Origin of the sequence: Pseudomonas sp. HMSC08G10 (genome assembly GCF_001808425.1) — a bacterium.
Taxonomy (GTDB): domain Bacteria; phylum Pseudomonadota; class Gammaproteobacteria; order Pseudomonadales; family Pseudomonadaceae; genus Aquipseudomonas; species Aquipseudomonas guariconensis.
The window spans coordinates 111,848-134,719 of the sequence record NZ_KV793298.1; the positions used below are offsets into that span (position 1 = coordinate 111,848).

General features: G+C 63.7%; 18 protein-coding genes. 6 read left to right on the plus strand and 12 right to left on the minus strand.

Annotated features, from left to right (window positions below):
* The 4 genes from aceF to HMPREF3173_RS06560 form a co-directional block, all read left to right on the plus strand.
* On the plus strand, positions 1 to 1,532 hold a 1,532-nt coding region (gene aceF, locus HMPREF3173_RS06545), incomplete at its 5' end, for a dihydrolipoyllysine-residue acetyltransferase (RefSeq protein WP_256544046.1).
* Positions 1,533 to 1,856: 324 nt separating this feature from the next.
* Positions 1,857 to 4,550, plus strand: a complete 2,694-nt coding sequence (locus HMPREF3173_RS06550; protein ID WP_070571979.1) for an EAL domain-containing protein — start codon at positions 1,857 to 1,859, stop codon at positions 4,548 to 4,550.
* Positions 4,551 to 4,696: 146 nt separating this feature from the next.
* On the plus strand, positions 4,697 to 5,365 hold the full coding sequence (gene msrA / locus HMPREF3173_RS06555; RefSeq protein ID WP_070571980.1) for a peptide-methionine (S)-S-oxide reductase MsrA: 669 nt from the start codon (positions 4,697 to 4,699) through the stop codon (positions 5,363 to 5,365).
* Between the two features lie 9 nt (positions 5,366 to 5,374).
* Entirely contained in the window at positions 5,375 to 5,998 is a 624-nt protein-coding gene (locus HMPREF3173_RS06560) for a glutathione S-transferase (RefSeq protein WP_070571981.1), read from the plus strand.
* Positions 5,999 to 6,145: 147 nt separating this feature from the next.
* On the opposite strand, the gene creD is transcribed toward HMPREF3173_RS06560, so the two are convergent.
* From creD to HMPREF3173_RS06580, 4 genes are all read right to left on the minus strand, one after another.
* Positions 6,146 to 7,474, minus strand: coding sequence for a cell envelope integrity protein CreD (gene creD / locus HMPREF3173_RS06565; protein ID WP_070571982.1), 1,329 nt, complete (start codon positions 7,472 to 7,474; stop codon positions 6,146 to 6,148).
* 133 nt (positions 7,475 to 7,607) lie between these two features.
* Positions 7,608 to 9,041, minus strand: coding sequence for a two-component system sensor histidine kinase CreC (gene creC / locus HMPREF3173_RS06570; protein ID WP_070571983.1), 1,434 nt, complete (start codon positions 9,039 to 9,041; stop codon positions 7,608 to 7,610).
* Positions 9,041 to 9,721, minus strand: coding sequence for a two-component system response regulator CreB (creB, locus tag HMPREF3173_RS06575; RefSeq protein ID WP_070571984.1), 681 nt, complete (start codon positions 9,719 to 9,721; stop codon positions 9,041 to 9,043). The genes creC and creB overlap by 1 nt, the downstream gene beginning before the upstream one ends.
* Positions 9,722 to 9,904: 183 nt before the next feature.
* The gene (locus HMPREF3173_RS06580; protein WP_043212593.1) at positions 9,905 to 10,405 is read right to left on the minus strand and encodes a retropepsin-like aspartic peptidase RloA2; all 501 of its coding nucleotides are present in this window, start codon (positions 10,403 to 10,405) and stop codon (positions 9,905 to 9,907) included.
* Positions 10,406 to 10,587: 182 nt separating this feature from the next.
* Between HMPREF3173_RS06580 and HMPREF3173_RS06585 the strand changes: the two genes are divergently transcribed.
* Together HMPREF3173_RS06585 and HMPREF3173_RS06590 are read left to right on the plus strand one after the other, a co-directional pair.
* Positions 10,588 to 11,475 carry an acyltransferase gene (locus tag HMPREF3173_RS06585; protein ID WP_043212591.1) on the plus strand — a complete coding sequence of 296 codons (888 nt, stop codon included), beginning with the start codon at positions 10,588 to 10,590 and terminating at the stop codon, positions 11,473 to 11,475.
* A 184-nt stretch (positions 11,476 to 11,659) separates the two neighbouring features.
* Positions 11,660 to 13,021, plus strand: coding sequence for an APC family permease (locus tag HMPREF3173_RS06590; RefSeq protein ID WP_070571985.1), 1,362 nt, complete (start codon positions 11,660 to 11,662; stop codon positions 13,019 to 13,021).
* Between the two features lie 224 nt (positions 13,022 to 13,245).
* On the opposite strand, the gene HMPREF3173_RS06595 is transcribed toward HMPREF3173_RS06590, so the two are convergent.
* The 8 genes from HMPREF3173_RS06595 to glyA all read right to left on the minus strand — a co-directional run.
* Positions 13,246 to 13,827 carry a DUF2780 domain-containing protein gene (locus tag HMPREF3173_RS06595; protein ID WP_043211124.1) on the minus strand — a complete coding sequence of 194 codons (582 nt, stop codon included), beginning with the start codon at positions 13,825 to 13,827 and terminating at the stop codon, positions 13,246 to 13,248.
* A 153-nt stretch (positions 13,828 to 13,980) separates the two neighbouring features.
* Positions 13,981 to 15,180, minus strand: a complete 1,200-nt coding sequence (fdhA, locus tag HMPREF3173_RS06600) for a formaldehyde dehydrogenase, glutathione-independent (RefSeq protein ID WP_043211122.1) — start codon at positions 15,178 to 15,180, stop codon at positions 13,981 to 13,983.
* A 250-nt stretch (positions 15,181 to 15,430) separates the two neighbouring features.
* A complete protein-coding gene (gene purU / locus HMPREF3173_RS06605) occupies positions 15,431 to 16,288 on the minus strand; it encodes a formyltetrahydrofolate deformylase (RefSeq protein WP_043211119.1) in 858 nt (285 codons plus the stop codon).
* 14 nt (positions 16,289 to 16,302) lie between these two features.
* Positions 16,303 to 16,935 (minus strand): sarcosine oxidase subunit gamma, encoded by a 633-nt coding sequence (locus HMPREF3173_RS06610; RefSeq protein ID WP_070571986.1) that lies wholly within the window; start codon positions 16,933 to 16,935, stop codon positions 16,303 to 16,305.
* 142 nt (positions 16,936 to 17,077) lie between these two features.
* Positions 17,078 to 20,095: a sarcosine oxidase subunit alpha gene (locus tag HMPREF3173_RS06615; RefSeq protein ID WP_043211107.1), complete on the minus strand. Its 3,018-nt coding sequence runs from the start codon at positions 20,093 to 20,095 to the stop codon at positions 17,078 to 17,080.
* Positions 20,092 to 20,424, minus strand: coding sequence for a sarcosine oxidase subunit delta (locus tag HMPREF3173_RS06620; RefSeq protein ID WP_043211106.1), 333 nt, complete (start codon positions 20,422 to 20,424; stop codon positions 20,092 to 20,094). Before HMPREF3173_RS06620 ends, HMPREF3173_RS06615 begins: the two co-directional genes overlap by 4 nt.
* A gap of 16 nt (positions 20,425 to 20,440) precedes the next feature.
* Positions 20,441 to 21,691, minus strand: a complete 1,251-nt coding sequence (locus HMPREF3173_RS06625) for a sarcosine oxidase subunit beta family protein (protein WP_043211104.1) — start codon at positions 21,689 to 21,691, stop codon at positions 20,441 to 20,443.
* A gap of 15 nt (positions 21,692 to 21,706) precedes the next feature.
* The coding region (gene glyA, locus HMPREF3173_RS06630) for a serine hydroxymethyltransferase (protein WP_256544055.1) at positions 21,707 to 22,872 on the minus strand (1,166 nt) is incomplete at its 5' end.

Here is a 22,872-nt window from a genome sequence, read left to right on the forward strand (position 1 = left end):
TGGAGTCCGACAAGGCCTCCATGGAGATCCCAGCACCCAAGGCCGGCGTGATCAAGGAACTGAAAGTCAAGCTGGGTGATCGCCTGAAAGAAGGCGACGAGCTGATGGTCCTGGAAGTCGAGGGCGCCGCCGCGGCGCCCGAGGCTCCGGCCGCTGCTGCCCCGGCTGCCGCAGAGCAACCGGCTGCCGCACCTGCGCCAGCCGCCGCCCCTGCCCCGGCTGCTGCGCCTGCTGCCGCCAGCGTTCAGGACATCCATGTGCCGGATATCGGCTCGTCGGGCAAGGCCAAGATCATCGAAGTACTGGTCAAGGCCGGCGACACCGTCGAAGCCGACCAGTCGCTGATCACCCTGGAGTCCGACAAGGCCTCCATGGAGATCCCATCCCCCGCCGCTGGCGTGGTGAAGGAAGTGATCGCCAAGCTGGACGACGAAGTCGGCACCGGTGACCTGATCCTGAAGCTGGAAGTCGCGGGCGCCGCCCCGGCTGCCGCTCCAGCCGCTGCCGCACCGGCCCCTGCCAAGGCCGAGTCGGCGCCAGCCGCCGCGCCTGCTGCAGCGCCAGCTGCGGCTGCTGCACCGGCTCCGGTCGCCACCGCGCCGGCTGCTGGCAGCAACGCCAAGGTCCATGCTGGCCCTGCCGTGCGTCTGCTGGCCCGTGAATTCGGCGTCGACCTGGGCGCGGTCGCCGCGACCGGTCCGCACGGCCGTATCCTGAAAGAAGACGTGCAAGTCTACGTCAAGGCCATGATGCAGAAAGCCAAGGAAGCTCCAGCCGCTGGCGCGACCGGTGGTGCAGGCATCCCGCCGATCCCGGCTGTGGACTTCAGCAAGTTCGGTGAAGTGGAAGAAGTCGCCCTGACCCGCCTGATGCAGGTCGGTGCCGCCAACCTGCACCGCAGCTGGCTGAACGTGCCGCACGTCACCCAGTTCGACTCCGCCGACATCACCGAGCTGGAAGCCTTCCGCGTTGCGCAGAAGGCCGTGGCCGAGAAGGCTGGCGTGAAGCTGACCGTCCTGCCGCTGCTGCTCAAGGCCTGCGCCTTCCTGCTCAAGGAACTGCCGGACTTCAACAGCTCGCTGGCACCCAGCGGCAAGGCGATCATCCGCAAGAAGTACGTGCACATCGGCTTCGCCGTGGACACTCCGGACGGCCTGCTGGTCCCTGTGATCAAGAACGTCGACCAGAAGAGCCTGCTGCAGCTGGCTGCCGAAGCCGCGGCGCTGGCCGAGAAGGCCCGCACCAAGAAGCTGTCCTCCGACGAGATGCAGGGCGCCTGCTTCACCATCTCCAGCCTCGGCCACATTGGCGGCACCGGCTTCACGCCGATCGTCAACGCGCCTGAGGTGGCGATCCTGGGTGTCTCCAAGGCTACCATGCAGCCGGTCTGGGATGGCAAGGCGTTCCAGCCCAAGCTGATGCTGCCGCTGTCGCTGTCCTACGATCACCGTGTGATCAACGGCGCCGCCGCCGCGCGCTTCACCAAGCGTCTGGGCGACGTGCTGGCGGACATCCGCACCATGCTGCTGTAACGCAGCCCCTTGCCTCACCCTCTACGGGGTGAGGCAAGCCTGTTTCGAGCTGCCACGCTCGTACCTCAACCCCGCCACTCTGGCGGGGCTTTTTTTGCCTGATGCCAAGGACGCGAATACGCCTTCAAACTCGCAGCCCTTCGCAGGCGAACCCGCTCCCACCACCCCTTCTGGACTTCAGATTTCCGTACAACCGCCGACAAGCTGTACATAGCTTCCCGCATGGCCGCTTGCCAGCCCTCGGGACATGATGCAACCTTGCCCTAGGCACCGCCGCATAGCTCGTGGCCCGCCGCGCCAACCGCCCTTTCAAGCGAGTCTTCGATGAAAAGCCAACCCGATGCCGCCAGCCGAGTGGCGGCCGAGGTCGTCACGCAGCTCCCCGTGCCTTCACGGCTCGGCATGCTGCGTTTCGAACGGCTCAACGAAGCCAGCTGGGCGATGCTCTATCTGGATCCTGCCTGCGAGCGCCAGTTCGGCCTGCCTGCCGCCGACCTCTGCGCCCTGATCGGCTCACCCTATGCCAGCCTCATGGAGCCAGAGGCGCGCTACAGGCTGCATGACGAGATCCAGCTGCAATTGGCACAGCGTAACCACTACCGGATCCGCTACACCCTGCACACCAGCGGCGCAGCCTTGCGCTTGCTGGAGATCGGCGAAGCCTACCGCCAGCACAACCGCCAACTGTTGCGCGGCTATCTCATGGTGCTCGATGATCAGCAGGACCAGGAGCCAGAGCTTGGCGAGGACGACCTGGAGTCTCGCAACAGCCGTCTGCAACTGGCCTTGCAGCTCAACCAGCGCGCCCAGCAGGAGCAGCTGCTGCACCTTGAGCGTGTGCGCGCCCAGCAGGACCTTATCCTGCGCCTGGCCCGGCAGCGCTACAGCGCTGAAAACTCCTTGCAGGAGGCGGCCGAGCTGATCACCCGCAGTGCCTGCGAAATCTACAAGGTCGATTGCGCCAGCCTCTGGCATCTGCAGGATCAGCATCTGGAACCGATCAGTGCCTGGCACAGCCTGGATCAGCGTCACTACTTGCCCCAGCCCATCGATGCCAGCTGTTTCCCGGACTACCTCGATGCCCTGCACGCCAGCCGCGCCATCGATGCCCATAACGCCGGCCAGGACCCTCGCACCCGCGACATGGCCGAGACCCTGTACGCAGCGACCAACAATGCCATGCTCGACGCCAGCATTCGCGTCGATGGCCAGGTCGTTGGCGTGCTGTGCCTGGAACAGATCGGCAAGGCCCGTGCCTGGCAGGCCGACGAAATCGCCTTCGCCGGGGAACTGGCCGACCAAGTCGCCCAGGTGATCACCAACCACAATCGACGCACGGCGGCCAGTGCCCTGCACCTGTTCCAGCGGGCCGTGGAGCAGAGCGCCAGTGCCTTCTTGCTGGTCAACCGCGACGGCGTGGTGGAATACGTCAACCCAAGCTTCACCGCCATCACCCAGTACAGCACCGATGAAGTGCAGGGGCGCCATCTGGCAGAACTGCCCGCGCTGGAGAACCTGAGCGAGCTGCTGTTCCACTCGCCCTCGAGCCTGGCCATGGGCAACAGCTGGCAAGGCGAGTTCAAGAGCCGACGCAAGAGCCTGGAACCCTACTGGGGCCAGTTGTCGATTTCCAAGGTCTTCGGCGACAACCGCGAGCTGACGCACTACATCGGCATCTACGAAGACATCACCCAAAGCAAGCTGGCCCAGCAGCGCATCGAACGCCTGGCCTACACGGACAACCTGACCAACCTGGGCAACCGTCCCTCGTTCATCCGCAACCTCGATGAGCGCTTCGAACACATCGGCGACCGGCCCCTGTGCCTGCTGCTGGTGGACATCGATAACTTCAAGCGGATCAACGACAGCCTCGGCCATCAGACCGGCGACAAGCTTCTGGTCAGCCTGGCCCGGCGCCTGCGCAACAGCCTGGGCAGCAGCGATATCCTGGCGCGCTTTGCCAGCAACGAATTCGCCGTGCTGCTCGACGATGCGAGCCTGGAGACCGGCCAGCAAGTGGCCCAGCAACTGTTGCACACCCTCGACAAACCCATGTTCGTCGACAACCAGCTGATCAACGTCACCGCCTCGGTGGGCCTGGCTTGTGCCCCCCTGCACGGCAGCGACCCGCAAAGTCTGATGAAGAACGCAGGCCTTGCCCTGCACAAGGCCAAAGCCAACGGCAAGCACCAGGTCCAGGTTTTCACCGAATTGCTCAATGCCGAGGCCAGTTACAAGCTGTTCGTGGAGAACAACCTGCGCCGCGCCCTGACGCAGAACGAGCTGGAGGTGTTCTACCAGCCCAAGCTGTGCCTACGCAGCGGCCGCCTGCTGGGCCTGGAGGCCCTGCTGCGCTGGAACCATCCCGAAAAAGGCATGATCCGCCCCGACCAGTTCATTAGCGTCGCCGAGGAAACCGGGCTGATCATCCCGATCGGTAAATGGGTCGTGCGCCAGGCTTGCCGCATGAGCCAGCACTTGAGCCAGGTCGGCCTGGGCAACCTGCACGTGGCCATCAATCTGTCGCCCAAGCAGTTCTCCGACCCGGAGCTGGTGGCCTCGATCGGCACCATCCTCAAGGAAGAAGCCCTGCCACCGCACCTGCTGGAGCTGGAACTGACCGAGGGCCTGCTGCTGGAAGCGACCGTCGATACCCACCGCCAGCTCGACGAGCTCAAGGCCCTCGGCTTGATCCTGGCCATGGACGACTTCGGCACCGGCTATTCATCGCTGAGCTACCTGAAGAAGTTTCCGATCGACATCATCAAAATCGACCGCAGCTTCATCAACGAGATCCCCGACAACCAGGACGATATGGAAATCACCTCGGCGGTGGTGGCCATGGCTCACAACCTCAAGCTCAAGGTGGTTGCCGAAGGCATCGAGACCGCCGAGCAATTGGCTTTCCTGCGGCGGCATCGCTGCGATGTCGGCCAAGGCTACCTGTTCGACAAGCCGATTCCGGGGCGCGAACTGGCCGAGCGGCTCAAGCGATATCCACGTGGCCCGGTGGCCTGACAGCGACGCCAAGCTCGGGCACTATAAGCCCCATTCGAGCCATTTCACGGTGCGCCCACTTCCGTAGGCACGACGCTGCTGATGTGGGAGCGGGTTTACCCGCGAAGCGGTCAACACTCATCTACCTGACATACAGAGGAACGGCCATGGTCCTGCGTTCGGAAATCCTGGTGAACAAAAACGTCATGCCTACCGCGGAACAGGCACTGCCTGGTCGCGACACCCCGATGCCCCTGCCCGAGTTCCACTACGTGTTCAAGGACACGCCGCTGCTGGGCCCCTTCTTCGAGGGCAGCATCGATTTCGCCATCTTCGGCCTGGGCTGCTTCTGGGGCGCCGAACGGCGTTTCTGGCAGCGCGAAGGCGTGGTCAGCACCGTGGTCGGCTATGCCGGCGGCTTCACCCCCAACCCGACCTACGAAGAAGTCTGCTCGGGCCTGACCGGCCACACCGAAGTGGTGCTGGTGGTGTTCGACAAGGACAAAGTGAGCTATCGCGAGCTGCTGGCGATGTTCTGGGAACTGCACAACCCGACCCAGGGCATGCGCCAGGGCAACGACATCGGCACCCAGTATCGCTCGGCAATCTACTGCACCAGCCCCGAGCAACTCGAACAGGCCAAGGCCAGCCGTGACGCCTTCCAGGCCGAGCTGAGCAAGGCCGGTTTCGGCGAGATCACCACAGAGATCGACCAAGCGCCGACCGTGTACTTCGCCGAGGCCTACCACCAGCAGTACCTGGCCAAGAACCCCGACGGCTACTGCGGCATCGCTGGCACCGGCGTCTGCCTGCCCCCAAGCCTGCAAGGCAACTGAGGCCTGGCCATGACGCCGATGACCCTGTTCCACTCGCCGCTCTCGCCGTTCGTGCGCAAGGTAATGGTCGTGCTGCACGAGACCGGTCAGCTCGACCGCGTGACCTTGCAAGCCGTCAACGTCAGCCCTGTGAATGGCGATGACCAGCTCAACCAAGACAACCCGATCGGCAAGATCCCGGCGCTGCGCCTGGAAGACGGCGCGGTATTGCACGACAGCCGGGTGATCTGCGAGTACCTCGACCTGCAGCACGTCGGCAACCCGCTGATCCCCCGCGAAGGCTCTGCCCGCTGGCGGCGCCTAACCTTGGCCTCCCAGGCCGATGCGATCATGGATGCGGCGGTCTCGACCCGTTACGAGACCTTCCTGCGTCCGGAAGACAAACGCTGGGACGGCTGGGTCCAGGCCCAAGGCGAGAAGATCCGCCGCAGCCTGGCCAACCTGGAGCAGGCGCACTTGGCGGAGCTCGCCTCGACCTTCGACATCGCCGCCATCGGCGTGGCCTGTGCACTGGGCTACCTGGACCTGCGCCAGCCGCAGTTCGGCTGGCGTGAGCAGCAGCCAGGGCTTGCCGCTTGGTATGCCGAGGTGCTCAAGCGGCCGTCGATGGCTGCAACGGCTCCTGTGATCTGACGGGCCTGTCCACGGATAAACCCACTCCCACACGGATTGCCGCCAGCCCTGTGGGAGCGGGTTCACTCGCGAAAACCTCATCCCGATGCCACAGAACAAGCATCCCGATTCGATAGGCCAACCAACGCCCCGTTTCTCGATCCTCCCTCATGCCGCTCTCCCCACCCGCGCCCAGTCCAGGCGGCGGGTCAGCACCATGAACACACCAAGCAGGCCAAAGCACAGCAGCGAGCCCATCAGCAGCGCATAGTCCTCGGCGCTGAGCAGGCCGAAGAGCAGCCCATACAATCCCCCTAGCCCCGCCGCAAAGCCGATCCCCCGCCTCACGCTGCCCAGCACATGGCTCAGGTAGAAGCCGATCAGCAGCACGCACGCCGAGGCCGACAGTCCATAGGCCAGGCCAAAGCCCAGGTGTTCGGACAAAGACAGCAACAACAAGTAGAACAAGGCCAGCGCCACCCCCACCAGCATGTACTGCACCGGATGCACGCTGAGGTTCTTTAGCACCTCGAACAGGAAGAAGCCCGCGAAGGTCAGGGCGATGAACAACAGCGCATACTTGATTGCCCGCTCACTCTTGAGGTACTGGTCCACCGGATCGACGAAACTGACGCCAAAGGCGCGCGCATTGAAATCGGTGCACTGACCCTGGCCGGCACATTGGCGCAGCGCATCCTCAAGGTTGGTGGCGAAGAACGAGGTCTGCCAATGGGCCTCGAAACCCTGACCGTGTATTTCCCGACGGCTGGGCAGGTAATTGCCGACAAAGCTTGGGTGCGGCCAGTTGGCGCGCATGTCCACACTGCTGCTGCGCCCCACCGGCACGACATGTAACTGGCCAGTCCCCTGCAAAGCCAGGTCGAAGCCATAGGTGAACTCACGGGCCTGGCCACCCTCGAGCATCGGCAAGGCGACATGTACGCCCCCGCCCAGCCAATCCAGGCCAGTGCCGGGTTCGAACGGCAGGCGCTGATCATCCAGCGTCAGCGTCAGGGCGTGCTCGATACCGCGAATATCACTGATGCCCACCACCAGGTAGGGCCTGTCGAAGCGGTAGTCCTCCCAATCCTTCTCGATACCCCAGCGCGTCGGGAGCTTGAAACGACCGCTCACCCTGCTCTTGGCGTGGAACAACCGGGCCTGGTAGATGCCCCGGGCGCGCAGTTCGGTGTCGATATCGCTGTCTACGTCGAAGGTTTCAGGCAGGAAGTACAGTTGGCCATTGAGCGTGATGGTCTCCTGGACGCTCTGGCCGTTCTTCTCGATCCAGCGCCGCTCATACTTGCGGTAGGGCACCACCAGCAGCGGGCCGCTGATCTGCTGGCTGAAGCTTGAGCTTTGGGCGATGTCCTGCAACACGCTGTCGCGCAAGGCCTGTCGTTCACCGATCAGGCCACCGATCATCAACAGTGGAATCAACAACAGCAGCATCAGCAGGGCAATCATGCCGAGCTTGAAACTCAAGGTTTTGGTCATGGGCTAGGGCTCCGTTTGCGATGGGCGCAGTGTGGAACCACTGCGTGGAGCCTTTGTGAAGTGCGTGTGGAGATTGGGTGGTGTTTTCAGCAACACCTGTGCTCGCGAAGGGGCTGGGCAGAAGACCGTCCGCTCAATTCACACGTCGCGCCGGCAACCACAACCGCACGCGCACCCCACCCTCGACGTTCTCCACGGCCAACGCGCCGCCATGCAGCTGCATCACCTCCGCCACGAAGTTAAGCCCCAGCCCCGTACTCTTGCGCCCGCTGCCTGGCCGTGGCAGCGAATAGAAGCGCTCGCTGACGCGCCCGATGGCGTAATCAGGGATCGGCTCGCCCTGGTTGAACGCACTCAGCGCCACCCGTTCGCCGTCGCGTTCCAACTCGAACAACAACGCTGCGCCTGCCGGCGAGAAATCCAGCGCATTGTCCAGCAGGTTGGCCAGCGCCTGACGCATCAGGAAAGGATCACACAGCAACCTCAGCTCCACCGGCACCCGCTGGCGAACCTGCAAGCTCGCGCGTTCAATGCGCGCCGCATGGCTCAACAGCAACTCATCGATCAGCGCCGCCAAGGCGACATACTGTTCGTCTTCCAATGTCTGCATCTGCTCGACCCTCGCCAGGTTGAGCAAGCGCTCGATCATCTGTTGCAAGCGCCCGCTCTCGCGCTCGATGTTGCTGGCAAAACGCATCCGCAGGTCTTGCGGCATATCACCCTGAAGCAGCTCGGAGGCCCCACGGATCGCCGCCAGCGGGCTCTTGAGTTCATGGGTCAGGGTGTGCACGTAGCGCTCGACATAGGCCTTTCCTTCGAGCTGGGTCCGCATGCGCTCTACCGCTGTGGCCAACTGCCCCAACTCGCCCCCTTTGTAGTGGGGCAAGGCTGCGCGCTGGCCCTCGCTGACGGCCTGGGCATAGCGCGTCAGCCGGCGCAGCGAGCGCGCCAACCACCACGACAGCGCCGCCCCCACCAACAGGCCAAGGCCGATCAGGCCCAGGCCCAGGTTCAGCAGCCGCTGCTCGGCCCGGTCGATGTAGGGTTGCAGCGAGCTGTTGGGCTTGGCCACCGTCACCACGCCGATGATCCGGCCCTGGTCGAGGATCGGCGCCGCCACGTGCATCACCGAGGTGGTTTCGTCAGCCGGATCGCTGCGCGTGGAGCGCGCGCCGTACTGGCCGCGCAGGGTGAGGTAGACATCGTTCCAGCGTGAGTAGTCCTTGCCCACGTCTTGGCCGCTGGAGTCCAGCAGCACGGTCCCCTTGGCATCAGTGACATAGATGCGGTGGCTGACCTGGTTCTTCGCCAGCCCCCAGATCTGCGCGCCTGGGCGGCGCTCGCCGTAAGACGCCAATACCTGAGGCAGCCGGCTTTGGCTCAGAGTGCCGGCTTTGACGTCGTCATGGAGAATTTCCGCGAGCAGGTTGGCAGTGTCCACGAGGGTCTCCTCGGAGGACTGGCGCACGACCGGGCGGATCTGTTCGCGCACGGTACTGAGCAGGAAGTAACCAGACAACCCGACGAACAGGAAATACACCAGGAAGATGCGGATGCCCAGGCGCATCAGGCGTGATCCGGGCTATAGCTGTAACCCAGGCCACGATGGGTCTGGATGGGCTCGGCATCGGCAGCGACCTGGCGCAGCTTGGCACGCAGGCTCTTGATATGACTGTCGATGGTACGGTCATAACCGGCATCGGAGGCCACCCCCACCGCATCGAGCAGTTGCTCGCGGCTGAACACCCGCCGGGGTTGCTCCAGCAAACATTGCAACAGACGAAATTCATGACGGGTCAGGGCCAGCGGCTGGGCGTGGTAGCTGATCTGCATGCGCAAGGTGTCGAGCTGGAACACCGTGGCCTGGGCCGAAGCCTGGGCCTGGGGCACCATGCGCTTGAGGATCGCTCTGACGCGCGCGGCCACTTCCCGCGGGCTGAACGGCTTGACCACGTAATCGTCGGCGCCGATTTCGAGCCCCACCACCCGGTCGATTTCGGCATCGCGGGCACTGAGGAACATCACCGGTACGTCGCTGAAACGGCGCAACTGCCGACAAGTTTCGAAACCGCTGATGTCCGGCAGGCCGATGTCGAGAATCACCAGGTCCGCAGGATGCAGACGCTGCTGCTCCAGGGCTGCGCTACCGAGCGTCACCCAGTCGGTGCTGTGGCCATCGGCCTGCAAGGCATAGACCAACGTATCGGCAATGGCGGATTCGTCTTCGACGATGAGAATGTGGGGCATGGCGTCCGGCCTTGCTGGGACAAATGCTGGACTTGTAGGTGATCAGCAGGCATCACGCAACCCCTGTGGGGGCATTGGGCCAAGTGCGGACCGCTTCATGGGGCACGCCGCGCCCACAGGGTTCATTGCCAGCCCAGTGGGAGCGGGTTCCCAACACCGGCAACGCCGGTGCATACGTCTGAACTAGCAGTCCGGCTTGCCGGCGGTGAACTTCTTGGCCGGGTTCACCGCCGCCTTGAACTCTTTCAGGGCCTTGGAGCCGATCAGCAGTGGGTAGTTGAAGTGGCTGCGGTCGACCAAGTTGACCTCCACCGTGCGTTTGACGTCACCCAGGCACAGCTCCAAATCGATCACTGGACGCTTGGAGACTTCCGGGACGTCCCCTTCTTCGTCCTCGTCTACGCGGTTCTTGATCTTGCTGATGCGCGACAGCTCATGTTCGTAGACCTTGCCGTCGGCGTTCTTGGTCGCCAGACGGAAACGCACCCACTCATTGCCATCGCGGGTGAACAGCTCGATGTCCTTGGCCGACAGCGAGGCGGTGTAGGCACCGGTGTCCATCTTGGCCTTGAGGGTTTCGCCAAGCTCCGGCAGGGCAATGTTCTCGTAGCGGCCATACAGGGTTGGCTCGGCGGCCATGACCGGAAGGGCGAGGATCGACAGCAGGGCAAGCAGTGATTTCACAGGTTAGGCTTCCTTGAGGTGGGACAGCACTTAGACTACCCGGGCACGATAGGTTCGTTGTCACAGCTTATCCAACACAATGTGAAACATTTGTCCCAGTAATTGGCCAATGCGCATTTGGCGAAGGCCGGTGCCCCACTTATCATTGCCAACCGTTTTTATCCCACAACAAGAGTCTCTTTATGCGTCGCCTGCTCACCGGCATCCTCACCACTGTCCTGCTGCTGCTCAACACCCTGGTGTTGATCTGTCCGCTGATGGTGTTCGCCCTGCTCAAACTGGTGCTGCCGGGGCGTGGCCGCGACTATGCCTCCTGGGCGGTGATGTGGATCGCCGAGACCTGGTCGGAAATCGACAAGGCGATCTTCGCCCTGTGCATCCCGACCCGTTGGGACATCCGCGGCATCGAGAAGCTGCGCCAGGACACCTCCTACCTGTGCGTGAGCAACCACCAGAGCTGGGTGGACATCCCGGCCCTGATCGAGAGCCTCAACCGCCGGGTGCCGTTCTTCAAGTTCTTCCTCAAGAAAGAGCTGATCTGGGTTCCGCTGCTGGGCCTGGCCTGGTGGGCGCTGGACTACCCCTTCATGAAGCGCTACAGCAAGGCTTTCCTGGACAAGCACCCGGAGCTCAAGGGCAAGGATCTGGAGATCACCAAGGCGGCCTGCGAGCTGTTCAAGCGCCAACCGGTGACCGTGGTCAACTACCTCGAAGGCACGCGCTTCAGCGAGGCCAAGCGTCAGGCCCAGCAATCGCCCTACCAGCATCTGCTCAAGCCCAAGGCAGGTGGCGTGGCGTTCGTACTGGCCGCGCTGGGCGAGCAGCTCGACGCCCTGCTGGACGTCACCATCGTCTATCCCGGCAACAGGGCGCCGGGGTTCTGGGACCTGCTCAGCGGCAACATCAGCCGGGTGATCATCGACATCCGCGTGCGTGAACTGGACCCGGCGCTGTGCGCGGGTGATTACGAGAACGATCCGGCATTCCGCCAGACCGTGCAGGCTTGGGTGAACCAGCTGTGGGTCGAAAAGGACCAGCGCATCGAGCAGTTGCGCGCCGAAATGCGCTAAGAGGTGCGTGGCCTGGGCGGTCCCTGCTGCAGAGCAAGCCCGCGTCTACCGTGGGCTGTACACAATAAGATGCCGATTAAAATCCAGATTTATAATCGACATTAGCAACTCTTTGTTTGTCTTCACCTACCCAGGTGGATAAAAATCGATCAACGCACAACTACAAAAATGCTTGGATCGATCGATGGCCAAACAACCTCGCCCCGCTGCCGAGGCAGCTCCCGCCCAACTTCGCCGCGTCCTCGGGCTGCCCGCCCTGGTGTTCTTCGGCCTGGTGTACATGGTCCCGTTGACCATCTTCACCACCTACGGAATCGTCACCGAAATCACCGGGGGCCGCACCGCTGGCGCCTACCTGGTGACCCTGCTGGCGATGCTGTTCACCGCCACGTCCTACAGTTTCATGGTCAAGCGCTTCCCGGTGGCAGGCTCGGCCTACTCCTACACCAACCTGGCGTTCGGTCCCAACGTAGGCTTCCTGGCCGGCTGGTCGTTGCTGCTCGACTACCTGTTCATCCCGATGATCAATTACCTGCTCATCGGCCTGTTCTTGAACATCGCCTTCCCGGCCATTCCGGCCTGGACCATTGTCTTGGCCTCGATTGCCCTGGTGACCGTGCTCAACGTGGTCGGCATCCATTCGGTGGCCAAGGCCAGCAACCTGATCGTCGGCGCGCAGATCGTCTTCATCGGGGTGTTCGTGGCCTTGTCCTACCAGTCGCTGCTAGGCCAGCCGGTTGACCTGCTCTCGCCGCTGCTGGGCGATGGCAGCCAGCCAGGCTTCGGTCACCTGATGGCCGGTGCGGCAGTGCTGTGCCTGTCGTTCCTGGGCTTCGATGCGGTCTCGACGCTGGCCGAGGAAACCCGTGACGCCCGCCGCGACGTACCCCGCGCCATCATCCTCACCACCCTTGGCGCCGGCCTGCTGTTCACCCTGCTGGCCTATATCAGCCAACTGGTGCTGCCAGGCAGCACGTTCGCCAATGCCGATGCCGCGGCCAACGAAGTGATGTTCAAGGCTGGCGGCCAGTTCCTGGCCAACTTCTTCACCGCAGCCTTCGTCGCCGGCAGCCTGGGCTCGGCCCTGGCGTCCCAGGCGGCGGTGTCGCGCATTCTCTACACCATGGGCCGCGACAAGGTGCTGCCACAGCGCACCTTCGGCCAGCTGTCGCCGCGCTTCGGCACCCCGGTGTTCGCCATCGTGCTGGTGTCAGCATTCTCGCTGCTGGCCCTGGTGATCGACCTGGCCACATTGGCATCGCTGATCAGCTTCGGCGCCCTGGTGGCGTTCTCGGCCGTCAACCTGGCAGTGGTGCGCACCCACCTGATCAACGAGCGCACCCACCGCAACCTCAAGGGCCTGGCGTGCTATGGCGTGGTGCCGCTGGTCGGTCTGGGCCTGACCCTGTGGCTGTGGACCAGCCTGTCGGCGCTAACCTTGGTGATTGGCCTGTGCTGGTTCGCCCTGGGCCTGGCTTATCTGGCAGTGCTCACCTCCGGCTTCCGCCGCCCGATGCGCCTGGTGGATTTCTCCGAAGCGGCCTGATGCGCCACTGCCCTTTTGGGGGAGCGGATCTTACCGGCGACAAGGTGGTGACTCGGCCATCGTATTCGCGGGTAAACCCGCTCCCACAGGGCTGGCGGTGATCCTGCTGAGTCATGACGGGGTCCACTAGGGCTGGCGGTGACCTTGTGAAAACAGGTTTACCCGCGAAGCAAACGCCTCGGTAGAGGGCACGGGCTCAGCCCGTGCACACCCATGGAGAAAGCTCAAACAGACGGAACGGCCGCTGGCGCCGCAGGGGTCATCCACAGGCTTCCCAGATTCTGCAACAGCGACCCGGCAAGGCCCTGCTGGCCCAGGTACTGAAGGATCAGCGGGGCAAACTGGCCGATCATGTTCGTATCCATGCCCAGCAACCTGAAGGCGTTATCCAGATCGCTGCGGTTCTCGACGTTGCCCAACGCATTGCTCAAAGGCGATGGGCTCTCGCTGCTCTTGCCGAGCAACTCACCCAGACCGCTCAGCCCACCCAGGGCGTTGGCGCCGGAAAGCAGGTCCAGGCCGGGCACGGCCTGGGTCAGCTGGCCATAGTCGGCTTCGCTCAAGTTGTTGCGCGCCAGCCCCAGCATCGCACCGGCGCCGCCAATGGCCTGCTCAGGGGTGATCTTCAGCTCGCTACCCAAGGTATTGAGCAGGTTGGCCTGGCCCGCTGGAGCCTGTACCTGACCCTGTTGAGTTGAATTCTGGTTCTGCATCGCCGACACGGCATTGGCCGCATCGCTCAAATTGAAGGCGAACACCGGGCTTGCGGCCAGGGTCATCAGGGTTGCCAGGGTGAATGCTTTCATCGGGAGGGACCTCGTCGGCCGGGATGGCCGGGGAAACGAGGCATTGGACTGGAGCTGCAGGGGTTTGTTCCAGGCCGGTTATCGGCCTGCCAAGGCCTTGTGACTGAAGCCGCTTAAAGCACAACGCCCCCGCAGGGGCGTTGAGTCTGAAGGTTAAGCCGCGCCCCACATCTTGTGCGGGTCGATCACGAACTTCTTCGGTACGCCTGCATCGAACTCGCCGTAGCCTTGCGGCGCTTGGTCCAGGTTGATCACCTGCACGCCAACCACTTCGGCAATGTTGATACGGTCCCACATGATCGCCTGCATCAGCTGGCGGTTGTACTTCATGGTCGGGGTCTGGCCAGTGTGGAAACTGTGCGATTTCGCCCAGCCCAGGCCGAAGCGGATGCTCAGAGCACCGATCTTGGCGGCAGCATCGACCGCGCCCGGGTCTTCGGTCACGTACAGGCCTGGAATACCGATGTTGCCGGCAACGCGGGTCACCTGCATCAGGGAGTTCAAGACGGTAGCCGGCGCCTCATGCTTGGCACCTTCATGGCCATGGCCACGGGCTTCGAAGCCGACGGCGTCGATGGCGCAGTCCACTTCCGGTTCACCGAGGATATCGACGATCTGCTCGTGCAGCGGGGTGTCCTTGGACAGGTCGACCACTTCGAAGCCCTGGGCCTTGGCGTGGGCCAGGCGAGCCGGGTTCAGGTCACCGACGATGACGCAGGCCGCGCCCAGCAGGCGCGCAGAGGCAGCGGCAGCCAAACCGACCGGGCCGGCACCGGCCACGTAGACGGTGCTGCCTGGGCCAACGCCGGCAGTCACGGCGCCGTGGTAACCGGTCGGCAGGATATCGGACAAGCAAGTCAGGTCACGGATCTTCGCCATGGCCTTGTCGCGATCGGGCAGTTTCAGCAAGTTGAAGTCAGCGTACGGCACCAGCACGTATTCGGCCTGGCCGCCGGTCCAGTCGCCCATGTCGACATAACCGTAGGCACCACCGGCGCGGGCCGGGTTGACGGTGAGGCAGACACCGGTGTGCATCTCTTTGCAGGAACGGCAACGACCGCAGGCGACGTTGAACGGAACGGATACCAGGTCGCCGATCTGCAGGCGTTCGACATCGCGGCCCTTCTCGACGATTTCACCCGTGATTTCGTGGCCGAGGACCAGGCCGACCTGGGCGGTGGTACGGCCACGGACCATGTGCTGGTCGGAGCCGCAGATGTTGGTGGAGACCACCTTCAGGATCACGCCGTGCTCGATTTTCTTGCCGCGTGGGTCCTGCATTTTGGGGTAGTCAATCTTCTGCACCTCGACCTTACCGGCACCGAGATACACCACTCCACGATTACCAGACATGCTCTTACCTCGCTTGATTTGTATTTATGCAGCGGTGGAAAGCGCCGCCTTCCGTGGGCGGCATGTGTTACTGGAATGCAGGGAATTGTGGGCCTGATACAACTTGTCGCAGTGACTGGAAGCGACAGAGGATTGCCTGTTAACGGCAGGTTAAAAAGGGTGAATCCATTCGCGGGTAAGCCCGCCCCCACACAAGGCTACGCAGAACCTGTGGGAGCGGGCTTACCCGCGAACAAGACAATGAGGACTGTCAGAGCACCACGGTGCGATTGGCGTTGAGGAACACCCGGCGCTCGATGTGGTACCCCACCGCCCGCGCCAGGGTCAGGCACTCGATGTCGCGCCCCTTGGCGATCAGGTCCTCAGGGTAGTGACTGTGGTCCACCACCTCGACGCCCTGGGCGATGATCGGGCCTTCGTCCAGGTCGTTGTTGATGTAGTGGGCCGTGGCGCCGACCATCTTCACGCCCTTGTTGTAGGCCTGGTGGTACGGTTTGGCGCCCTTGAAGCCGGGCAGCAAGGAGTGGTGGATGTTGATCGCCCAGCCGTCCAGGCGGCGGCACAGCTCAGGCGACAGCACCTGCATGTAGCGGGCGAGAATCACCAGCTCCGCGCCGGTCTCCTCGATCACCTGCAGCACCTTGCGCTCCTGGGCAGGTTTGTCCTTCGGGTCCAGGGCAAAGTGGTAGTAAGGAATCTTGTGCCACTGCGCCAGGGGTTCGAGGTCGGGGTGGTTGGACACCACCGCCACCACGTCCATGGCCAGTTGGCCGATGCGCTGGCGATACAGCAGGTCGTTCAGGCAGTGGTCGGCCTTGGAGACCATGATCACCACCTTGGGGCGGTGATTGGGCGCGGTGAGCTCGAAGGTCATGCCGAAGGCGTCACTGCGCTCGGCAAGGCCGGCCCGGAAGCCCGCCTCGTCGAAGTCGTCCGGCTGGCGGAACTCCACGCGAATGAAGAACCGCCCCGAGAGCCGGTCGTCGAAGGAGTGGTGCTCCGTGACGTAGCAGCGCTGCTCGTAGAGGTAACGCGTCACTACGTCGACGGTGCCGAGCATGCTCGGGCAGTCGGCAGTGAGAATCCAGGTGTCCGGTGCCCGACTCATGCTTGTTCTCCTTTTTAAGCCTCGATGGCCAGGCCGTACTCGGCCGAAGCGTCCTGCAGCCACAGCCACCAGTAATCGGAGAAGCTGCGGCGGATCACCAGTTCCCAGGTGTCTTCGGCGGTGCGGCGGATCACCAGTTGCGACTTGGCGAACACGGTGCCGACGGCCTTGCCGACCGGGAAATTGTTCGGGTGTACATCATAGCTGGTGGATTTCATCAGCACGTCGCGCACGTTGGGGCCGCGCAGCTCAAGCAGCGTCTGCCCGCCGCTGACGTTGACCACCTGGATGTGCTGGCCGTCGAGGGCCTCACGCAGCTTCTGCTCGATGGCGAACTCCTGACCGCCCGGGACGATCAGCAGCCACTCATCCGGGCCGACCCACTGCAGCGACATCTCGTCGTTGGCGACCACGGTCAGGGCGACCGGCAGCTCCAGGCCGAGGGCCTTCTTTACGCCTGCGGCGAAGGCGGCGTCGTGGCCATCGCCACGGATCGTCAGGTGGCCGAGGAACTTGTGCTCGCGCAGGGTCACGCCTGCGTTCTTGCGGCCCTTGCCGACCAGGCTGGCCAGGTCAGCGTGGTGCAGTGGCGACTCGGCCCGGGCGTTGGAGCCCGGATTTTGCTGGAAGACGTTGATTACGCTCATTTCTTACCTGCCTTGAATTCTGTTGTGCCGAACGGCGCCGAACCTGTGGAAGCGGGCTTGCCCGCGAATGGGCCGGTGAGGCCAACATCGCATTCGCGGGTAAACCCGCTCCCACAAGATCCAGCACTGCCTTGCGGGGGCCTTAGACGTTCTGCCGCTCACCCTTCGGATCGAAGAACACCGAAGACACGATCTCTGCCTCGATCACGCTGCCGTCAGCCTGCGGCGAGTAGACACGCTCGCCCATACGCTTGAGGCCGCCTTTGACCACACCCATGGCGAACGAATAGCCCAGGGAGTTGGAGGCATAGCTGGAGGTCACGTGACCGACCATGTCCATCGGGATCGGCTGATTCGGGTCGAACACCAGCTGGGCGCCTTCGGGCAGCCACTTGGTCGGGTCGACAGGCTTGAGGCCCACCAGTTGCTTGCGGTCTTCGCGCAGGCAGTCCGAACGGGTCATGCCGCGTGCGCCGATCCAGGAGAACGGCTTGTTGCGACCGACACACCAGCCCATGTTCAGGTCGTCCGGGTTCATCGAGCCGTCGGTGTCCTGACCGACGATGATGAAGCCCTTCTCGGCGCGCAGCACGTGCATGGTCTCGGTGCCGTACGGGGTCAGGTTGTACTTCTTGCCCGCCTCGACGATCTGCTCCAGCACGCCCATGGCGTAGTTGGCCTGGACGTTGATCTCGTACGACAGCTCACCGGTGAACGAGATACGGAACACCCGGGCCGGCACACCGCCGACCAGGCCTTCCTTCCAGCTCATGAACGGGAAGGCTTCTTTGTCCAGGTCGATGTCGGTCAGCTCGGCCAGCAGCTTGCGGCTGTTGGGGCCCGACAGGGTCATGGTGGCCCAGTGGTCGGTCACGGAGGTGAAGTACACCTTCAGGTCCGGCCATTCGGTCTGGTGGTACAGCTCCAGCCACTGCAATACGCGGGCAGCGCCGCCGGTGGTGGTGGTCATGATGAAGTGGTTGTCGCCGACGCAGGCGGTCACGCCGTCGTCGAAGACCATGCCGTCTTCTTTGCACATCAGGCCGTAACGGGCCTTGCCCACATCGAGCTTGGTCCAGGCATTGGTGTAAACGCGGTTGAGGAACTCACGCGCATCCGGGCCCTGGATGTCGATCTTGCCCAGGGTCGAGGCGTCGAGCAGGCCCACGCTGTCACGCACGGCCTTGCACTCACGCTCCACGGCGGCATGGATGTCTTCGCCGGCTTTAGGGAAGTACCACGGACGCTTCCACTGACCAACGTCTTCGAACTCGGCGCCGTTCTTCAAGTGCCAGGCGTGCAGCGCGGTGAAGCGTACCGGTTCGAACAGGTGGCCACAGTGACGGCCCGCTACCGCGCCGAAGGTCACCGGCGTGTAGTTGGGGCGGAACATGGTGGTACCCATCTGCGGGATGGTGATACCCATCGAGCGCGCAGCGATGGCCAGGCCGTTGATGTTGCCCAGCTTGCCCTGGTCGGTACCGAAGCCCAGCGCGGTGTAGCGTTTCACGTGCTCGACCGACTCGAAGCCTTCGCGGGTGGCCAGTTCGATGGCGGCCGCGGTGACGTCGTTCTGCTGGTCGACGAACTGCTTCGGCGCACGGGCAGTGCCTTTGTCGTGCGGCACCTGAAACAGCGCCACGGTAGCCTCTTCCTTGCGGGCAACGACTTTCGGCAGGGTGCCGACGGTCGCCTTGAAGCCTGCTTCGGTGGCTGCCTGAACGCCGCCTTCGAAACCATCGGCAATCGCGTCGCCGAGCGGATAGACGCCGTTCACGCCACCCACGCAGACACGTTTCTGAGGCGCATCGCCCGGCACGAAGCCGAGGATGTCGTCACGCCAGATCGGACGACCGCCCAGGTGCGAGGCCAGGTGAACCACCGGGCTGTAGCCCCCGGAGCTGCCGATCAGGTCGCACTCGAGCCATTCGCCTGGGCTGGTGACCTTATGCGCCACGGCATCGATCGCAGCGACGCGGGCGCCGGTTACATGCTTGGTGCCCTTGGCCTCGATCACGGCGCTGGAGGTCAGGATGCGGATGCCCTTGGCGCGCGCTTCCTCGACCAGCGAGCCGCGCGGGTTGTGGCGCGCGTCGGCGATGGCGACCACTTGCAGGCCGGCGTCGTGCCAGTCCAGAGCGGTGCGATAGGCATGATCGTTGTTGGTCGACAGCACCAGCTTGCGGCCCGGTGCCACGCCGTAACGGCGCACGTACACCGAGATGGCGCCGGCGAGCATGTTGCCCGGCACGTCGTTGTTGCCGTACACCAGCGGACGCTCGTGGGTACCGGTGGCCAGTACCACACGCTTGGCACGCACGCGGTGGACGCGATGACGGACCTGGCCGATCGGGGCGCGGTCACCGAGGTGGTCGGTCATGCGCTCGTGGATGGTCAGGAAGTTGTGGTCGTGGTAGCCGTTGACCGTGGCGCGAGGCAGCAGGGTCACTTCCGGCAGCGATTGCAGCTCGGCGACGACAGCAGCAACCCAGTCCGCAGCAGGCTTGCCGTCGAGGGTTTCGCGGGTGTCGAGCAGGCTACCGCCGAACTCTTCCTGTTCATCGGCGACGATCACGCGGGCGCCGCTGCGACCGGCGGCCAGGGCCGCGGCCAGGCCAGCAGGACCGGCACCGACGATCAGCACGTCGCAGTGCTGGTTCATGTAGTCGTAGCTGTCCGGGTCGTTCTGCAGCGGAGCACGGCCAAGGCCTGCCGCTTTACGGATGTACTTCTCGTAAGTCATCCAGAACGACTTGGGATACATGAAGGTCTTGTAGTAGAACCCGGGCGGCATCATGCTGCCGCCGACCTTGCCAAGGATGCCCATGACGTCGTTGTTGACGTTCGGCCAGCCGTTGGTGCTGGTGGCAACCAGGCCCGAGTACAGGGCTTGCTGGGTGGCGCGCACGTTCGGCACCTGGGTGGCCTCGCTCGAGCCCAACTGCAGGATGGCGTTAGGCTCTTCCGGGCCTGCGGCGACGATGCCGCGAGGACGCGAGTACTTGAAGCTGCGACCGACGATGTCGACGCCGTTGGCCAGCAGCGCAGCGGCCAGGCTGTCACCGGCATAACCCTGGTAGGTCTTGCCGTTGAAGGTGAAGTTCAGGACCTTGCTGCGATCGATGCGACCGCCGCTGGCGAGGCGATAGACCTGGCTCATACTTTTTCTCCCTGGCCTTTGACGGCCGACTGCGCGGGGTTCAGCTTGTTCGCGGTGACCTGCGGCTTCTCGCCAATCTTGTAGGTTTCCAGGATCTCGTAGGTCTCGGTGTTACGCGTGACGTTGAAGTACTGGCGGCAGCCGGCGACGTGGTCCCACAGTTCATGGTGAATACCGCGCAGGTTGTCGCGGAAGAACATGTAGGTACCCCATTCCTCGTCGGTGCAGGCGCTAGGGTCCAGCGGACGGGCGATGTGCGCCTGGCCGGAGGAGTGGAACTCTTCTTCGGAGCGCAGCTCGCCGCAGTGGGGACAGAAAATATGCAACATGACGAATTGTCTCCGATTAGTGGGCGACGGCCGCGGCGCCGTGTTCGTCGATCAGCGCGCCGGTGTAGAAGCGATCGATCGAGAATGGCTTGGCCAATGGGTGCATCTCGCCTTTGGCAAGGCTCGCGGCGAAGACGTTGCCCGAACCCGGGGTCGCCTTGAAGCCGCCGGTACCCCAGCCGCAGTTGAAGAACAGGTTTTTCACAGGGGTCTTGGAGATGATCGGGCACGCGTCCGGGCAGGTGTCGACGATGCCGCCCCACTGACGGTTCATGCGCACGCGCGAGAGGATCGGGAACATCTCGACGATCGCCTGCATGGTGTGCTCGATGATCGGGTACGAACCGCGCTGGCCGTAACCGACCCAGCCGTCGATACCGGCGCCGATGACCAGGTCGCCTTTGTCGGACTGGCTGATGTAGCCGTGCACGGCGTTAGACATGATCACGCTGTCGATGATCGGCTTGATCGGCTCCGATACCAGCGCCTGCAACGGGTGCGATTCCAGCGGCAGACGGAAGCCGGCCAACTTGGCCATGTGACCGGAGTTACCGGCGGTGACCACACCGACGCGCTTGGCGCCAATGAAGCCCTTGTTGGTTTCCACGCCGATGACCGCGCCGTTTTCCTTGCGGAAACCGATCACTTCGGTCTGCTGGATGAGGTCGACGCCCAGGGCGTCGGCGGCACGGGCGTAGCCCCAGGCCACGGCATCGTGACGGGCCACGCCGCCACGGCGCTGGACGGTCGCACCGAGGATCGGGTAGCGGGTGTTCTTCGAGCAGTCCAGGTACGGGATTTCGGCGGCGACCTGCTCGGTGTTGAGCAGCTCACCGTCCACGCCATTGAGGCGGTTGGCGTTGACCCGACGCTCGGAATCGCGGATGTCCTGCAGGGTGTGGCACAGGTTGTACACACCACGCTGGGAGAACATCACGTTGTAGTTGATGTCCTGGGACAGGCCTTCCCACAGCTTCATGGCGTGTTCGTACAGCTTGGCCGACTCGTCCCACAGGTAGTTGGAACGCACGATGGTGGTGTTACGGGCGGTGTTGCCGCCGCCCAGGTAACCCTTCTCGATCACCGCGACGTTGGTGATGCCGTGCTCCTTGGCCAGGTAGTAGGCCGTGGCCAGGCCATGGCCGCCACCGCCGACGATGACCACGTCGTACACCTTCTTCGGCGTCGGCGTGCGCCACATGCGCTGCCAGTTCTCGTGGTGGCTGAGGGAGTGTTTGAAAAGGCCGAAGCCCGAATAGCGTTGCATGGTTGGTTACTCCACTCAGCGGTAGACCGGGAAATCCGCGCACAGGGCGGCGACGTTCTTGGCAACGTCGGCTTCGACGTCGGCATCACCCAGGTTGTCCAGCACATCGCAGATCCAGCCAGCCAGGGCCACGCACTGGGCTTCCTTGAAGCCACGGGTGGTGACTGCCGGGGTACCGATGCGCAGGCCCGAGGTGACGAACGGCGACTGCGGGTCGTTAGGTACGGCGTTCTTGTTGACAGTGATATGGGCGCGACCCAGGGCGGCGTCGGCGTCTTTGCCGGTCAGGCCCTGACGGATCAGGCTGACCAGGAACAGGTGATTGTCGGTGCCGCCGGAAACCACGTCGTAGCCGCGGTCGATGAACACCTTGGCCATGGCCTGGGCGTTGGCGATGACCTGCTTCTGATAGGTCTTGAATTCAGGCTCCAACGCTTCCTTGAAGCACACGGCCTTGGCGGCGATCACGTGCATCAGCGGGCCGCCCTGGGCGCCCGGGAAGACGGCAGCGTTGAGCTTCTTCTCGATCTCTTCGTTGGACTTGGCCAGGATCAGGCCGCCACGCGGACCGCGCAGGGTCTTGTGAGTGGTGGTGGTGACCACGTCGGCGAACGGAATCGGGTTCGGGTACAGACCAGCGGCAACCAGGCCGGCAACGTGGGCCATGTCGACGAACAGCAGTGCGCCCACTTTGTCGGCGATGGCGCGGAAACGTGGGAAATCCAGGGTCTTGGAGTAGGCGGAGAAGCCGGCGACGATCATCTTCGGCTTGTGCTCGACCGCCAGGCGCTCGACTTCGTCATAGTCGATCAGGCCGGTGGTGTTGTCGATGCCGTACTGGACCGCGTTGTACAGCTTGCCCGAGGACGACACCTTGGCGCCGTGGGTCAGGTGACCGCCATGGGCCAGGCTCATGCCCAGGATGGTGTCGCCGGGCTGCAGCAGGGCCAGGTAGACGGCGCTGTTGGCGGAGGAGCCGGAGTGCGGCTGGACGTTGGCGTAGTCGGCGCCGAACAGCTGCTTGGCGCGCTCGATCGCCAGCGCCTCGACCTTGTCGACGTACTCGCAGCCACCGTAGTAGCGCTTGCCTGGGTAGCCTTCGGCGTACTTGTTGGTCAGGCCGCTGCCCTGGGCCTGCATGACGCGCTTGCTGGTGTAGTTCTCCGAGGCGATCAGCTCGA

Bases quoted from the DNA above. Each gene is read 5' to 3' on its own strand.
- HMPREF3173_RS06585 (WP_043212591.1), top strand. From the start codon at position 10,588: ATGCGTCGCCTGCTCACCGGCATCCTCACCACTGTCCTGCTGCTGCTC.
- HMPREF3173_RS06595 (WP_043211124.1), bottom strand. From the start codon at position 13,827: ATGAAAGCATTCACCCTGGCAACCCTGATGACCCTGGCCGCAAGCCCG.
- fdhA (WP_043211122.1), bottom strand. From the start codon at position 15,180: ATGTCTGGTAATCGTGGAGTGGTGTATCTCGGTGCCGGTAAGGTCGAG.
- HMPREF3173_RS06610 (WP_070571986.1), bottom strand. From the start codon at position 16,935: ATGAGCGTAATCAACGTCTTCCAGCAAAATCCGGGCTCCAACGCCCGG.
- msrA (WP_070571980.1), top strand. From the start codon at position 4,697: ATGGTCCTGCGTTCGGAAATCCTGGTGAACAAAAACGTCATGCCTACC.
- purU (WP_043211119.1), bottom strand. From the start codon at position 16,288: ATGAGTCGGGCACCGGACACCTGGATTCTCACTGCCGACTGCCCGAGC.
- creC (WP_070571983.1), bottom strand. From the start codon at position 9,041: ATGCGCCTGGGCATCCGCATCTTCCTGGTGTATTTCCTGTTCGTCGGG.
- HMPREF3173_RS06625 (WP_043211104.1), bottom strand. From the start codon at position 21,691: ATGCAACGCTATTCGGGCTTCGGCCTTTTCAAACACTCCCTCAGCCAC.
- HMPREF3173_RS06615 (WP_043211107.1), bottom strand. From the start codon at position 20,095: ATGAGCCAGGTCTATCGCCTCGCCAGCGGCGGTCGCATCGATCGCAGC.
- creB (WP_070571984.1), bottom strand. From the start codon at position 9,721: ATGCCCCACATTCTCATCGTCGAAGACGAATCCGCCATTGCCGATACG.
- HMPREF3173_RS06620 (WP_043211106.1), bottom strand. From the start codon at position 20,424: ATGTTGCATATTTTCTGTCCCCACTGCGGCGAGCTGCGCTCCGAAGAA.
- creD (WP_070571982.1), bottom strand. From the start codon at position 7,474: ATGACCAAAACCTTGAGTTTCAAGCTCGGCATGATTGCCCTGCTGATG.
- HMPREF3173_RS06560 (WP_070571981.1), top strand. From the start codon at position 5,375: ATGACGCCGATGACCCTGTTCCACTCGCCGCTCTCGCCGTTCGTGCGC.
- HMPREF3173_RS06590 (WP_070571985.1), top strand. From the start codon at position 11,660: ATGGCCAAACAACCTCGCCCCGCTGCCGAGGCAGCTCCCGCCCAACTT.
- HMPREF3173_RS06550 (WP_070571979.1), top strand. From the start codon at position 1,857: ATGAAAAGCCAACCCGATGCCGCCAGCCGAGTGGCGGCCGAGGTCGTC.